Below are 14,127 nucleotides of genomic sequence, written 5' to 3'. Positions count from 1 at the left end.
ACGACGAAATCGAATTCTAACGAATTACCGATTTCTGTCCCACTCTCTTATTTGTTGCGGTTGAAGAGAGTGGGGTCATATTTTGTATGACTCCTCTTTTAGGGCTTATTTTAATTGATCTGTGATTTCTTTTGAGAGCAAGAGGCCGAGGCGATAGTCCTTATTGATGGCGTGGATGACATCGTTGATGTTTTCCGTCGTTTGGATTTGTTCCTTGATGCTTGCTTTGAAGGCTTCATCTTTTAAGAGTTGCTCTTGTAAAATCTTTTGCAGTTTTTCTCTCTCGTATTTATTGATTAAAAAGAGAATAAGCAGACTAACTAAAATAAGAATATAAACAGTTTGATTCATGGGGTTCTCCAGAGGGTAAGATAATGGATAAAGGGAAGCGATAATCCCTAAAAATATAGGTGTGTTTAACATAAGAAAAGGAGTGAGATGGAACTAAATAAGATTTATTTAGCGATTCCTCTCACTCCTAAAAGAGATGGTTTCCTATCAAAAAGTAAGGAAGATATTACATTTTCTCAGGTGCTTCGACACCCAATAGACGAAGCGCTTCTTTCAAGACTACTGCTGTTGAGTAGCTAAGAGCAAGGCGGCTATCGCGTTCTGGGCTTTCATCCAAGATACGAGTGTGAGCATAGTACTTGTTGAAGGCTTGAGCCAAGTTGATGGCATATTTTGCAATCAAGGATGGATCATAGTTTTCAGCAGCACGTTTCACGACACGAGCAAAGTCTTGGAGAAGTTTGATGATTTCCCAGCTTTCAGGATCGCTCAAGCTGTATGTTGCATCTGCAGATGGTGTGAAGTTGGCTTTGCGAAGGATGGATTGGATACGTGCGTATGCGTATTGAACGTACGGTCCAGTTTCTCCTTCGAAGGATACCATGGCTTCAAGGTCAAAGTCATACCCGTTGCGACGGTCTGTCTTCAAGTCGTAGAACTTAACGGCACCAACACCGACTGCATGTGCCACTTCTTCCTTGTTTTCAAGTTCAGGGTTCTTTTCTTCGATCTGCGCTTTGGCACGAGAGATCGCTTCTTGAAGGGTTGGTTCGAGCAGGATGATATTTCCTTTACGAGTTGACAATTTTTGGCGATTCTTTGTGACCAAACCAAAGTCAACGTGGATCATATCGTCGCTCCAGTCAAATCCCATTTTCTTCAAAACAGCTTTCAACTGACGGAAGTGGTTGGATTGTTCTTGACCGACAGCATAGATGTTTTTCACAAAGTTGTAAGTCCGTGCACGGTAGATAGCGGTTGCGATATCACGCGTGATGTAAAGAGTGGCACCGTCTGATTTCTTAATCATAGCTGGTGGAAGGTTGACATCATCCAACTCAACGATGCTAGCTCCCTTAGACTCTTTCAATAAGCCTTTTTCTTCAAGGATTTGGACAGCTTCATCCATCTTGTCATTGTAGAAAGCTTCTCCGTTTAAGCTGTCAAATTCAACACCGAGGAGTTTGTAGATACGGTTGAATTCTACCAAGCTCTCGTCACGGAACCATTGCCACAATTCAGTTGCTTCTGGATCTCCATCTTCCAATTTCTTGAACCAGAGACGTCCTTCCTCATCCAAAGCAGGATCGTTTTCAATTTCGGCATTGATGCGGACATAGAGTTTCAACAATTCATCGATTGGATTGGCTTCGACAGCTTCCTTGCTACCCCATTTTTTATAAGCGACCATCAAGAGACCAAATTGTTTACCCCAGTCTCCCAAGTGGTTGATTTTAATGGTGTTGTAGCCCATTTTGCGGAAGATATTTGAAAGAGCATCTCCGATAACGGTTGAGCGCAAATGACCAACTGAGAAAGGTTTTGCAATATTTGGACTAGAAAGGTCGATGGTAATATTTCCTCCATGTCCTTCATCTTGCTGACCGTAGTCTGCACCTGCTTGGATAACCGCTTTGATGACTTGATCAGAGATTTGTGATTTATCTAAGAAGAAGTTTACGTAAGGACCAGTTGCAACGACTTTTTCAAAGTGAGAGGCATCGATTTTTTCCGCAATATCAGCAGCAATCGCTTGAGGAGCTTTGCGTTCGATTTTAGCCAAAGAAAAGGCAGGAAAGGCGATATCTCCGAGGTCTGAAGATTTTGGTTGCTCTAGTAAATTTAAGATAGTTTCTTGGTCTAAGCCTTCAATGACTTTTGCCAATTCACTTGCAATAAGTTCTTTATGATTCATAGTAGCTCCTTTGGTCTTTTGTTACTATTCTATCACAAAATTCGGCCTTTCTTCAAACTTTTTGGTATAATCAAAGTATAATTATTCAAAAGTGGAGCAAAAATGAAAAAAGATGAACGTCAGCTTTTGATTCGAGAAATTATTCAACATGAGAAGTTATCGACGCAAAAAGACATTCAAGACCGCCTAGATCAAAGAGGGGCGGGAGTGACCCAGACAACCTTATCCAGAGACCTACGAGAAATCGGCCTGATCAAGGTAAAAGAAAAGGGTGGCCTCTATTATAAATTAGCAGACGAACCGAATCGAACAGATATTTTTAGACTGATTGCTCAATATGCACAAGTGGTCTCGAGAGCGGAGTTCACACTGGTTGTTCGGACGGAGCTGGGAGAAGCGGCTATTTTAGCCAACGCAGTCGATGAGATCTTGGATGATCAAATCCTTGGCACCGTCGCAGGGGCCAATACCCTCTTAATTGTTTGCAAGGATCAAGAAGTAGCACAAACAGTCCAGCAGACCATTCTCCAACATTCTAGTCACTAGTCAAGGGCGAGGGACCAGTCCAGAAAGGGATCGGCCCTCCTTTTATGTCAGTTTAGAGTTGGAGTAAGCACTCAGAATGAATACAATGATATAGAAAAGGAACGATATGGCAGCAGAAAAAATATCACCTGGCATGCAGCAATACCTAGATATCAAAAAAGACTATCCGGATGCTTTTTTGCTCTTTCGGATGGGGGATTTTTACGAGCTCTTTTATGAAGATGCCGTCAATGCAGCACAGATTTTAGAGATTTCTTTGACCTCTCGGAATAAAAATGCAGAAAATCCGATTCCCATGGCTGGAGTTCCCTATCATTCGGCCCAGCAGTACATCGATGTCTTGATCGAAAAAGGCTATAAGGTGGCTATTGCAGAGCAGATGGAAGATCCCAAGCAAGCCGTCGGTGTGGTCAAACGGGAAGTGGTCCAAGTCATTACTCCGGGGACCGTTGTCGATTCGACCAAGCCAGACAGCGCCAACAACTTCCTGGTAGCCTTTTCTCATGATGAGACGGACTATGGCCTTGCCTATATGGACCTAGTGACCGGGGAGTTTCAGGTCACTAGTCTGAATGATTTTGCCATGGTCTGTGGGGAGATCCGCAACCTACGGGCGCGGGAGATTGTCCTGACCTACTCCTTGTCAGAAATGGAAGAAAGAGTCCTTCTTGGCCAAATGAACCTCTTGCTCTCCCCTATTTCAGAAGTGGCGGAGGATGTCCAACTTTTAGGGGCTGAATTGACTCATTTGGAGAGAATAGCGGCAGGAGGCCTGCTCCAATATGTCCAGGAAACCCAGAAGCGGGAACTCCACCATATCAAGCCTGCCCATCACTATGAAGTCCGTGATTTCTTGCAGATGGATTATGCGACCAAGGCGAGTTTGGACTTGACAGAAAATGCTCGGACTGGCAAAAAACATGGCAGTCTCTACTGGCTCTTAGATGAAAGCAAGACAGCTATGGGAGGCCGTCTCTTGCGGGCTTGGATCCAGAAGCCTTTGATGGATCGCCATCGGATCGAAGAACGCCAAGAGATTATCCAAGTCTTCTTGGATCATTTCTTTGAGCGAAGTGATCTGGCAGATCGTCTCAAGGGTGTCTATGACATCGAGCGTTTGGCCAGTCGGGTTTCCTTTGGTAAGACCACTCCCAAGGACCTCTTGCAGTTGGGCGAAACCCTGCGCCATGTACCCTTGATCAAATCGCTCTTGGTCGAGATGGGAGAGTCGGTGCTAGACCTCCTCGTCGCCCAGTTAGATGAGCTGCCAGAGCTTTGCCGTCTTATCGAGGCAGCGATTGACCCGGATGCCCCTATCGTTCTGACAGAAGGCAATATCATCCGTACCGGCTTTGACCCAACTCTGGATCAGTACCGTGTCGTCCTCCGGGAAGGGACCGGCTGGATTGCAGAGATCGAAGCCAAAGAACGGGAAGCCAGTGGCATCACCGGACTTAAAATTGACTACAATAAAAAAGATGGCTATTATTTCCATGTGACCAATTCCCAATTATCCCGTGTACCAGCTCATTTCTTCCGCAAGGCAACCTTGAAAAATTCTGAGCGCTTTGGGACAGAGGAACTGGCTCGGATTGAAGGGGAGATGCTAGAAGCTCGGGAACAGTCGACTAGCCTAGAGTATGCGATTTTCCTACGGATCAGAGAGGAAGTCGGCAAGTACATCCAGCGCCTGCAGTCCCTAGCCCAAGCTCTAGCAACGGTGGACGTCTTGCAAGGGTTGGCCTGTGTAGCTGAAAGACAACAACTGACCCGGCCAGTCTTTCAAGAGGCGCGTGATATCCGGATTGAGAAGGGGCGTCACCCAGTTGTTGAGAAGGTGATGGGGGTTCAAAGCTACATCCCCAACAGCATTTCCATGGATGAGACCTGTGATATCCAGTTGATTACGGGGCCCAATATGAGCGGGAAGTCCACCTATATGCGCCAGTTGGCCATCATTGTCATTATGGCTCAGCTTGGCTCCTTTGTACCGGCTCAGGCGGCGACCCTCCCTCTCTTTGATGCTATTTATACCCGGATTGGGGCTGCAGATGACTTGGTGTCCGGCCAATCGACCTTTATGGTTGAGATGATGGAGGCCAACAATGCCATTCGCCAAGCGACTCCGGCTTCTCTTATCTTGTTTGATGAGTTGGGACGGGGGACGGCGACCTATGATGGGATGGCTCTGGCTCAAGCCATCATCGAATACATCCATGACCGGACAGGGGCCAAAACGCTCTTTGCCACCCACTACCATGAGTTGACCGATCTGGAGCAGACCCTATCTCGCTTGCGCAATGTCCACGTCGCAACCTTGGAGAAGGATGGCCAAGTGACCTTCTTGCACCGGATTGAAGAGGGACCAGCGGATAAATCCTATGGGATCCATGTGGCCAAGATTGCAGGCCTGCCAAGCGATCTCTTGCAGCGGGCGGATGCTATCTTGAGCCAACTAGAAGGCCAAAGCCAAGAAGTGCCGATGGCACACCCAACACAAGAATCCTCTCCACAGGTCGGAGAACAGATGTCCTTGTTTGAAGCAACTTCCTCCCACCCTGTCTTAGAAGAGTTGAAGAATCTCGATATCTACAACATGACCCCGATGGAAGTCATGATGACAGTTGCTGAGATGAAAAAGAGAATCTAAAAAATAGAGCTTGATGAATTGGTCAAGCTCTATTTTGTATAAATTCTTGTAACCGCTTAGAATGCTTTTGTTAAAGGGTAAAAATGGATTTACAGAGCTGTGAAAAAGCGGTATAATGAAACCATATCGCCGACACTTTTTGGCGTTAAATGGGAAAATGGAGAAAAAATGAAATGGGTTTTTGCATAAATTGTGGACATGCACTCGCTGAAGGTGCTCATTTTTGTAGTGGTTGTGGTGTAGCAATAGGAGAAGCGCACACGGAATCGGAACAGAGGAAATCAGTCTATGATGGAGAGCTCCATAAGTGTCCAAATTGTGCTGAGATGCTAAACTCCTTTATGTCTTCGTGTCCAAGCTGTGGCTATGAGCTAAGAGGATCAAAGAGCAAGAGCAGAGTGGATGAATTAGCAACCAAATTAGAGTTGGCTGAAAGTGCAGAGCAAAAAATTAGTATCATTCGAAATTTCTATATTCCAAATACAAAAGAAGATATATACGAATTTGTCATTCTAGCGATTTCAAATATGAATTCGTATGATTATGATTATGAAGCTTGGGATGCAAAGCTACAACAAGCTTATCAGAAGGCAACACTTTCCTTTGGGAATACTCAAGAATTTCACTATATTCATCAGTTGTACACTCAGACTCAAAAACATAAAAAACAAAAAGTTTTGGTTGCAACTGTTAAGAATTCCAAAAAATTGCAATTCCTTATAACTTTTACTATCGGAGTAATTTTAGGTTTAATAGCAAAGCTATTGGAAAATGCATTGGGTGAAGGGAATGCTCTTGTACTTATTTTTTCAATACCTGCAATGTTTTTAATAATTGGGTCGTTTCTACTTCTTCCTTGGAGAAAAAGAAAATAAACAACATGTTTAAATATTGAAAAGTTATAGGAGAAGGGTATGAAAGTATTTGGTATGAATAAAACAGGCGGTTTCATGGATGAAATCCGTTGTGATGAACCGTCATATTTGATATGGAAATGGCATCCTAGAGGTGTTCCACAAGGTGCAGGCGATCGAGAAAATGCTATCCGCTGGGGGTCCTCGTTACGTGTTAAAGATGGAGAAGTTGCCGTCTTTGTATATAAGCAAAAAGACGGGACGATACAAGATTATATTTTAGGTCCTTATGACCAGACTATTAAGACATCGAACTTTCCCGTTTTAGCAAGCATAGTAGGTGCGGCTTATGACGGTGGGACACCCTTCCAAGCAGAAGTTTATTTCATCAATCTTGCGCAACTTATCCAAGTGAAATTTGCAGTGCCATTTTTTGATGTCTATGATCCAAGGTTTTTAGATTTTGGTGTTCCTGTTGCAGTTCGAGGAACAATTAGCTTTAAAATTTCTGATTATAAGGAATTTATCAAGCTCCATCGACTTCAAACATTTAATCTTAATGATTTTCAAAAACAAATTAAGGATGCAGTAGCTCGATATACTAAAAATATTGTTGCGAATGCTCCTGCGGAACATAACATTCCTGTCATTAAACTTGAGAATAAAATTGCTGTAATAAATGATGCTCTTGAAAGTGATGTCATAGATAGATTGGAAGCTACTTTTGGTGTCACTGTTTCAAATGTTGATATTGCGTCAATAGAAGTTGATAAGGCAAGTGAAGGTTATCGACAGCTTATTTCCGTTACTAAAGATGTCACAACGGCTAAAATCGAAGCTGAGACAACTGATTATGTTGAGCGAATTCGTATTCAGCGTGAAGAAGGGCAATATGCACAGCATAAACAGACGCAGTCTTCAAATTTAGGTGCCTTCCAAATTGAGAAACAAACAGAGGTTGGTATTGCTGGCGCTGAAGCATTAGGACAAATGGGCTCTGCTGGTTCAGGTACTGTTTCTTTGGGAGGAGATGCAGGTTTTAATCCTGCTGCAATGATGGCAGGTATGGCGGTTGGTGGTGCTGTAGGCCAGAATATTGCCGGAACGATGAATAATATGATGGCTAATACGCAGCCACAGATGGGAATGACACCGCCACCCCTACCTACAACCGCCTATCACATAGCTGTTAATGGACAAACATCTGGACCTTTTGATAAGAATGCTTTGACGCAAATGGCTCTATCAGGGCAGTTGTTACCTTCAAGTCTAGTCTGGAAACAAGGAATGCCAGAATGGATGAAAGCAGACTCCGTAGATGATTTGAAAGATTTATTTATGCCACCAATTCCTCCAGTAAAGTAAGCATAGGAGAATGTAGATAAACTATTTTTCGTAACAGAATAAAGTCATTCTGTAAAGAAAAATGATTTTTAATGATTAGAATCAATTCTGAATATATTAAAACTTTCCGCGGTGAGAAAAGTGCCTGAAACATAGTTGTTTCAGGCACTCGGAATTATTGAGACCTTAGGCTCAATAATTAGTCATGGAACTACGAAGAAGTTCGCTGACGTCCGTCCTCACCTAAGGAAAGTTTTTCAGGATATTTTATCTTCAATCTAAACAGTTCATTTTGAACTGTTTTTTTATATTCCTCAGGCTTTCCCTTGCAACTGTTGGTTGATCTCGTCTACTTTTTTCTTGTAAATGCGATAAGAAACAGCCCAGATAACCAAGTAGACAAGACTAAATTCTATAATGACGGAGATGTAGAAGCTGATTTGGACTGGGAACCAGCCTCCTAGGGTTGCTAAGGGTAGAAAACCAAAGAGCATCAAAAGGTAGTGGCTGAGGGTCGCACGGAGGAGGCTCCAGTCTTTGTTGAACAGGTTTTTTCCTAAGCTGAAGAGCAAGCCGATGCCAGCCCATATAAGGATACAATAGAGCATGACAAGGGATCCATGCACGTCGTGGGCTTGCATCCATTGTCCAACGCCTGAACTTGGACTGAGAGGCATGTAAGTGGAAGGTGAGTTTAGGAAAGAAAAGACGATAGAGAGGGTAAGGCCGATGAAGATGCCTTTAGAGGCATTCGATAGATGAGTCTTTAACATGATAATTTCTCCTTAATAGCTTTTAAATAGCGACGAGACGAATAGGTGATGGTCCCGTTTTTCAGATTGATTTGGACCGATCCGCTGCTGGTAAAATGCAGATGATCGATTTCTTTGGTATTGATAATTTCAGATTGGGAAATTTTTAAAAAGTAGATGGGCAAGTCTTCATAGAGTTGGTAGAGGGGGCCGGTGAGGATGAAGTGGTCATCCTTTGTTTCCCCAACGACTTGACGGTTTTCAATATAGAACCGATGAAACAAGTGAGTCTCTACAAGATAGGTTTCGCCCTCCTTTTTCGCTCGCAAGCGTTCCTTTTGGTCCAATTCCTCAATGAATTGTTGGACTTTCTGGATGCGTTCGCTAGGTTGTGGCGCTGTGATGGCTACGCCTTCTTCTTGAAAATGGGGGTCAATGGTAACTGTTACTTTCATACAAATCCCTTCTAACATATTGACGTCAAGTAAGCGATCCGCTAGCAGGACTTCTTGCTTACAAGTCTATTAAACACTTTTTCAGGCATCAAGACAAGGCTTTTCGCATATTCGGTCAGTTTGTCTGTTTATCTGGTAGAAGACGGTATCTTTAATGGAGCTGGAGCACAAGGTTTTATAAAGGGAGGGCTTCCTTGTAGATATGGTATAATAGTTCTACCTATGCGCGTATAAAACATAAGAGGGGAAGCTATGTCACAGATTATCGAATTACCAGAAATTCTAGCCAATCAGATCGCTGCCGGTGAGGTCATTGAGCGCCCTGCTAGTGTGGTCAAGGAACTGGTTGAAAACTCCATCGATGCGGGAGCTAGTCAGATTGTCGTAGAGATCGAAGAAGCTGGCTTAAAGAGCATTCAAATCACGGATAATGGACAAGGGATTGCCCATGAGGAAGTGGAATTAGCCCTTCGTCGCCATGCCACTAGTAAGATCAAGAGTCAAGCCGACCTCTTTCGCATTCGGACCCTAGGCTTCCGTGGCGAGGCCTTGCCGTCTATTGCCTCTGTCAGTGTCCTGACCATCCTGACAGCTCAGGAAGGAGCTAGTCATGGGACAAAGCTAGAGGCTAAAGGGGGCGAAATCACTTCTCTTGAGCCGGCGACTAGCCCTGTTGGGACAAAAATCACAGTTGAGGACATCTTTTTCAATACACCAGCCCGCCTCAAATATATGAAGAGCCAACAGGCAGAGTTGTCCCATATCGTCGACATTCTCAACCGCCTGAGTCTGGCCCATCCAGAGATTGCCTTTACCTTGATCAATGACGGCCATGAAATGACGCGGACGGCAGGGACGGGGAATCTCCACCAGGCCATCGCAGGAGTCTACGGCCTCGCTACTGCCAAGAAAATGGTTGCCATCGAGACAGGTGATTTGGACTTTGAAGTGTCCGGTTTTGTCTCTTTGCCAGAACTGACCCGGGCCAATCGCAACTACATCAGCCTCTTTATCAATGGTCGTTACATCAAGAATTTCTTGCTCAATCGGGCCATCTTGGATGGCTACGGCAGTAAACTCATGGTCGGACGCTTCCCGATAGCGGTGATTAATATCCAGATTGACCCCTATCTAGCTGATGTCAATGTCCACCCGACCAAGCAAGAGGTGCGTATTTCTAAAGAACGAGAACTAATGGCCTTGATCTCCCAGGCCATTGTCTCCGCTTTGAAAGAGCAAGATCTGATTCCAGATGCTCTGGAAAATCTGGCCAAGTCGACGCTTCGTCGAACAGAAAAGCCAGTTCAGACCAGCCTCCCTCTAAAAGAAAATAGCCTCTATTACGACCGAGACAAGGGAGATTTCTTTGTCCGTCCAGAGGTTGGGGAATCCCAGCCAAGTGGTGAATTGACCCCAGAGCAAACGGTTCTCTTTGCCTCAGAAGAGGGAGATCAGGAGACCAAATCACCAGCCATCAAATTTGCGGAGCGAAAGGCGCCTCAGTATGATCAACTGGACCACCCAGAGTTGGATCTAGCTAGTCTAGACAAGGCTTATGACAAGTTGGAAGGGGAAGAACATTCGACCTTCCCAGAGTTGGAATATTTTGGTCAGATGCATGGGACCTATCTCTTTGCCCAAGGCAATGGGGGTCTTTACATCATTGACCAGCACGCGGCCCAAGAGCGGGTCAAATACGAAGAATACCGGGAGAGCATTGGGGACGTAGACGGCAGTCAGCAACAACTGCTGGTTCCTTATATCTTTGAGTTCCCTGCAGACGATCTGATCCGCTTGCAACAGCGCAAACACCTCCTAGAAGAAGTGGGAGTTTATCTTGAAGAGTACGGAGCCAACCAATTGATCTTGCGGGAGCATCCGATCTGGATGAAGGAAGAAGAGATCGAGTCGGGTATCTACGAAATGTGTGACATGCTCCTTTTGACTAAGGAAGTGTCCATCAAGAAATACCGGGCTGAGTTGGCCATCATGATGTCTTGCAAACGCTCCATCAAGGCCAATCACACACTGGACGATTACTCCGCACGTGATCTCATCTACCAACTGTCCCAATGTGACAACCCTTATAACTGCCCCCACGGCCGTCCCGTCTTGGTTAACTTTACCAAGTCGGATATGGAAAAGATGTTCCGACGCATTCAGGAAAATCACACCAGTTTACGGGAATTGGGCAAGTATTAAACAAACAATAAAGGAAGATTATGTACGAATACATTAAAGGAATTTTAACGAAAATCACTGCCAAATACATCGTGGTAGAAACATCTGGAATCGGCTACCTTTTGCATGTGGCCAATCCCTATGCCTACTCTGGCAAAATGAATCACGAGGTGCACGTCTATCTGCACCAAGTGGTCCGTGAAGATGCTCACCTTCTCTATGGCTTTGCGACCGAAGAAGAGAAACAGCTCTTTTTAAACTTGATCTCAGTCTCTGGGATTGGCCCTGTCTCAGCTCTAGCTATTATCGCTGCAGATGACAATGCAGGCCTTGTCCAAGCCATCGAAAGCAAGAACATCACCTACTTGACCAAGTTTCCGAAGATTGGCAAGAAAACAGCCCAACAGATGGTCTTGGACCTAGAAGGCAAGATCAATCTTGACCTAGAAGATGCACCGGCTCAGTCCAAATCCAAAGTAACAGAAGAAAACCAAGCCTTGGAAGAAGCTATGGAAGCCATGTTAGCCTTGGGCTACAAGGCAACGGAACTCAAGAAAATCAAGAAATTCTTCGAAGGCACGACGGATACAGCAGAGAACTATATCAAGTCTGCCCTTAAGATGTTGGTGAAATAATGGGGATTGCCCGAATCAATCTAGTTGAAGCAAAGAACAGTAGCAACCATGTCAAGATAAAGTTTAAAAATGGGAAGATTGATACACTATGGCTACACTGCACCGTTTTTCCATTGTTTTGTAAAAATTGTCAACAGAGCCAAACAGGATTATTCTTGCATAGCGGTTCTCGCTATGGTCAAGTTGGCTCACTTCCTTGTGAATTTTGTGGTGCGAGTATTGCCATAGTAGATCATGACAATATAGTAGAAAGTATAAAGGTGAATGATGAATCTTGTTCTTTCGAGAAACTCTACCTGTTAGGTGCAGACTATATTGAATGGTTTAAAGAATGGTATGGGATAACAATGGCTCCAGAAAGCTTATTTGAAGGTTGGACTAATTGGGTGTCTGTAGACCAGCTGCGAGAACAGATTGAAACATTAACTGGAATAGAAACAGATGATGGTGTAAGGTATCAAACGGACGAGAGATTTAACCCTCTGCCACCAGATATTAATCGTTGGATTAATTTATTGGATAAGTCTACTGTTCCTTTGCCTGACTACGTTTCAAAGATAGGAGAATAAGATGCCAAAACGTTGTGGCTGGGTTAAAATGAACAACCCGCTTTATGTAGCCTACCATGATGAGGAATGGGGACAGCCTCTCCATGAAGACCAAGAACTTTTTGAGTTGCTCTGTATGGAGACCTATCAGGCTGGATTATCTTGGGAAACGGTACTCAATAAGCGGCAGGCTTTCCGAGAGTCTTTTCATGGCTATCACCTTCAAAGTGTCGCGGAGATGACGGATGAGAAGCTGGAAGCTCTGTTAGATAATCCAGCAATTATCCGCAATCGAGCCAAGATCTTTGCGACACGGGCCAATGCTCAAGCCTTTTTGCAAGTCCAGGAAGAATTTGGATCATTTGATGCCTATCTTTGGTCTTTTGTCAATGGGGAAACCATCGTAAATGATGTCCCAGATTACAGTCAAGTACCAGCTAAGACGCCTTTATCTGAGAAATTATCCAAGGATCTCAAAAAGCGGGGTTTTAAGTTCACCGGACCAGTCGCGGTTTTATCCTTTCTACAAGCAGCAGGCCTAGTCAATGATCATGAGAATGATTGTGACTGGAAAAATCCGAATAGCTAATCCATCGTAGAAAATTTTTCTACGATTTTTCTATTTTTGTGTTACAATGAAGAAAAATTACGAATAGTATAAGTGGAGGCGTTATGAAAGCAGAGATCATTGCAGTGGGAACCGAAATTCTCACAGGACAGATTGTCAATACCAATGCGCAATTCTTATCAGAAAAGTTGGCCGGTCTAGGAATCGACGTTTATTTCCAAACTGCAGTTGGAGATAATGCCGATCGTCTCTTATCTGTTCTTGCGATTGCGCGTGATCGAAGTGATCTTGTCATCCTCACGGGAGGCCTCGGACCGACCGAAGACGACCTGACCAAGCAGACCCTAGCCCAGTTTTTAAGTAAAGACCTGACCTTTGATTCCGAAGCAATGGCTAAGTTGGACCGCTTCTTTGCCAGTCGGCCAGACCATGTCCGAACTCCCAACAATCTGAGACAAGCGCAAATAGTGACAGGCTCAACACCGCTCCAAAATCTGACTGGTTTGGCAGTGGGAGGGCTGATTGAAGTAGAGGGCGTTAGCTATGTGGTCTTGCCTGGCCCCCCTAGTGAATTGAAACCCATGGTTACTGATGAGTTAGTGCCTCTGCTAGCCACAGGCGAAAAACTCTACTCACGCGTCTTGCGCTTCTTTGGAATCGGGGAAAGCCAGCTGGTAACCGTTCTAGCCGATGTGATTGATGGCCAGACTGACCCGACGGTGGCTCCTTATGCCAAGACCGGAGAAGTCACCTTGCGCTTGTCGACCAAGGCTGCGTCACAAGAGCAGGCTAATCAGAAATTGGATCAGTTGGAGCAAGTGATCCTTCGTCATGAGACTTTAGATGGTCAAGCCTTGAGCCAGCTCTTCTATGGCTATGGTGATGACAATTCCCTAGCCAAGGTTGCTTTTGAACTCTTACGCGAGAGAGGCTTGACTTTGACCGCAGCAGAGAGCTTGACGGCCGGGATGTTCCAGTCGACTCTGGCTAATTTCTCAGGAGCCTCAGCAGTCTTACCAGGAGGTTTCGTCACCTACAGCATAGAGGAAAAGAGCAAAATGCTCCAAATCCCCCTAGCTGAGTTGCAAGAACATGGAGTGGTCTCTGCCCATACAGCTGAGCGGATGGCAGCGCAAGCCCGTCTCTTAACAGGGGCTGACTATGGAGTCAGTCTGACAGGTGTTGCCGGTCCAGACAGCCTAGAAGATCACCCAGCAGGGACCGTTTTTATTGGAATTGCAGGTCCTAAAGGAGTCCAATCGATCAAGGTCAATATCGCTGGCCGGAGTCGTATGGATGTTCGTAAAGTTGCAGTCCTCCATGCCTTTAATCTGGTACGCCGGACTGTATTATTAGATGAAAATTTGCTATAATGATAAGAAGCTTGT

General features: G+C 44.7%; 13 protein-coding genes. 9 read left to right on the top strand and 4 right to left on the bottom strand.

Annotated elements, in window-relative coordinates; genetic code table 11:
- Positions 1 to 105: 105 nt before the first annotated feature.
- Together ADF75_RS09125 and argS are read right to left on the bottom strand one after the other, a co-directional pair.
- Positions 106 to 351: a hypothetical protein gene (locus ADF75_RS09125; protein ID WP_006596982.1), complete on the bottom strand. Its 246-nt coding sequence runs from the start codon at positions 349 to 351 to the stop codon at positions 106 to 108.
- A 166-nt stretch (positions 352 to 517) separates the two neighbouring features.
- Positions 518 to 2,206: an arginine--tRNA ligase gene (gene argS, locus ADF75_RS09120; protein WP_006595387.1), complete on the bottom strand. Its 1,689-nt coding sequence runs from the start codon at positions 2,204 to 2,206 to the stop codon at positions 518 to 520.
- Between the two features lie 102 nt (positions 2,207 to 2,308).
- Here argS and argR point away from each other — a divergent pair, with 102 nt between their 5' ends.
- The 4 genes from argR (at position 2,309) to ADF75_RS09100 (ending at position 7,621) form a co-directional block, all read left to right on the top strand.
- The gene (gene argR / locus ADF75_RS09115; RefSeq protein ID WP_048789902.1) at positions 2,309 to 2,752 is read left to right on the top strand and encodes an arginine repressor; all 444 of its coding nucleotides are present in this window, start codon (positions 2,309 to 2,311) and stop codon (positions 2,750 to 2,752) included.
- 106 nt (positions 2,753 to 2,858) lie between these two features.
- Complete coding sequence (gene mutS / locus ADF75_RS09110) at positions 2,859 to 5,402, top strand: DNA mismatch repair protein MutS (protein ID WP_048789901.1); 2,544 nt, start codon at positions 2,859 to 2,861, stop codon at positions 5,400 to 5,402.
- Between the two features lie 149 nt (positions 5,403 to 5,551).
- Positions 5,552 to 6,277, top strand: coding sequence for a zinc ribbon domain-containing protein (locus ADF75_RS09105; RefSeq protein WP_239665214.1), 726 nt, complete (start codon positions 5,552 to 5,554; stop codon positions 6,275 to 6,277).
- A gap of 39 nt (positions 6,278 to 6,316) precedes the next feature.
- Entirely contained in the window at positions 6,317 to 7,621 is a 1,305-nt protein-coding gene (locus ADF75_RS09100; RefSeq protein ID WP_048789899.1) for an SPFH domain-containing protein, read from the top strand.
- 293 nt (positions 7,622 to 7,914) lie between these two features.
- Here ADF75_RS09100 and ADF75_RS09095 read toward each other — a convergent pair whose 3' ends face one another.
- Both ADF75_RS09095 and ADF75_RS09090 read right to left on the bottom strand, forming a co-directional pair.
- Positions 7,915 to 8,373, bottom strand: a complete 459-nt coding sequence (locus tag ADF75_RS09095) for a DUF3021 domain-containing protein (protein ID WP_048789898.1) — start codon at positions 8,371 to 8,373, stop codon at positions 7,915 to 7,917.
- Complete coding sequence (locus tag ADF75_RS09090; RefSeq protein ID WP_048789897.1) at positions 8,367 to 8,807, bottom strand: LytTR family DNA-binding domain-containing protein; 441 nt, start codon at positions 8,805 to 8,807, stop codon at positions 8,367 to 8,369. The genes ADF75_RS09095 and ADF75_RS09090 overlap by 7 nt, the downstream gene beginning before the upstream one ends.
- Positions 8,808 to 9,059: 252 nt before the next feature.
- On the opposite strand from ADF75_RS09090, the gene mutL reads away from it, so the two are divergent.
- The 5 genes from mutL (at position 9,060) to ADF75_RS09065 (ending at position 14,112) form a co-directional block, all read left to right on the top strand.
- Complete coding sequence (mutL, locus tag ADF75_RS09085) at positions 9,060 to 11,009, top strand: DNA mismatch repair endonuclease MutL (protein ID WP_048789896.1); 1,950 nt, start codon at positions 9,060 to 9,062, stop codon at positions 11,007 to 11,009.
- Between the two features lie 20 nt (positions 11,010 to 11,029).
- On the top strand, positions 11,030 to 11,623 hold the full coding sequence (gene ruvA / locus ADF75_RS09080) for a Holliday junction branch migration protein RuvA (protein WP_048789895.1): 594 nt from the start codon (positions 11,030 to 11,032) through the stop codon (positions 11,621 to 11,623).
- Positions 11,623 to 12,192, top strand: a complete 570-nt coding sequence (locus ADF75_RS09075) for a hypothetical protein (protein ID WP_048789894.1) — start codon at positions 11,623 to 11,625, stop codon at positions 12,190 to 12,192. Before ruvA ends, ADF75_RS09075 begins: the two co-directional genes overlap by 1 nt.
- Before the next feature lies 1 nt (position 12,193).
- Entirely contained in the window at positions 12,194 to 12,760 is a 567-nt protein-coding gene (locus tag ADF75_RS09070; protein ID WP_048789893.1) for a DNA-3-methyladenine glycosylase I, read from the top strand.
- Between the two features lie 83 nt (positions 12,761 to 12,843).
- Positions 12,844 to 14,112 (top strand): competence/damage-inducible protein A, encoded by a 1,269-nt coding sequence (locus tag ADF75_RS09065; RefSeq protein ID WP_048789892.1) that lies wholly within the window; start codon positions 12,844 to 12,846, stop codon positions 14,110 to 14,112.
- Positions 14,113 to 14,127: the final 15 nt, after the last annotated feature.

The sequence above is a fragment of the Streptococcus sp. 1171_SSPC genome (assembly GCF_001069335.1).
Lineage (GTDB): Bacteria > Bacillota > Bacilli > Lactobacillales > Streptococcaceae > Streptococcus > Streptococcus xiaochunlingii.
The sequence above is the reverse complement of the archived record's forward strand: the minus strand, read 5'-3'. Positions and strand labels throughout refer to the sequence as shown.

Excerpts from the sequence above, each read along its gene's own strand:
- argS (WP_006595387.1), bottom strand. The coding sequence starts at position 2,206 with ATGAATCATAAAGAACTTATTGCAAGTGAATTGGCAAAAGTCATTGAA.
- ADF75_RS09100 (WP_048789899.1), top strand. The coding sequence starts at position 6,317 with ATGAAAGTATTTGGTATGAATAAAACAGGCGGTTTCATGGATGAAATC.
- ADF75_RS09065 (WP_048789892.1), top strand. The coding sequence starts at position 12,844 with ATGAAAGCAGAGATCATTGCAGTGGGAACCGAAATTCTCACAGGACAG.
- mutS (WP_048789901.1), top strand. The coding sequence starts at position 2,859 with ATGGCAGCAGAAAAAATATCACCTGGCATGCAGCAATACCTAGATATC.
- ADF75_RS09125 (WP_006596982.1), bottom strand. The coding sequence starts at position 351 with ATGAATCAAACTGTTTATATTCTTATTTTAGTTAGTCTGCTTATTCTC.
- ruvA (WP_048789895.1), top strand. The coding sequence starts at position 11,030 with ATGTACGAATACATTAAAGGAATTTTAACGAAAATCACTGCCAAATAC.
- mutL (WP_048789896.1), top strand. The coding sequence starts at position 9,060 with ATGTCACAGATTATCGAATTACCAGAAATTCTAGCCAATCAGATCGCT.
- ADF75_RS09075 (WP_048789894.1), top strand. The coding sequence starts at position 11,623 with ATGGGGATTGCCCGAATCAATCTAGTTGAAGCAAAGAACAGTAGCAAC.
- ADF75_RS09105 (WP_239665214.1), top strand. The coding sequence starts at position 5,552 with ATGGGAAAATGGAGAAAAAATGAAATGGGTTTTTGCATAAATTGTGGA.
- ADF75_RS09090 (WP_048789897.1), bottom strand. The coding sequence starts at position 8,807 with ATGAAAGTAACAGTTACCATTGACCCCCATTTTCAAGAAGAAGGCGTA.
- ADF75_RS09070 (WP_048789893.1), top strand. The coding sequence starts at position 12,194 with ATGCCAAAACGTTGTGGCTGGGTTAAAATGAACAACCCGCTTTATGTA.
- ADF75_RS09095 (WP_048789898.1), bottom strand. The coding sequence starts at position 8,373 with ATGTTAAAGACTCATCTATCGAATGCCTCTAAAGGCATCTTCATCGGC.
- argR (WP_048789902.1), top strand. The coding sequence starts at position 2,309 with ATGAAAAAAGATGAACGTCAGCTTTTGATTCGAGAAATTATTCAACAT.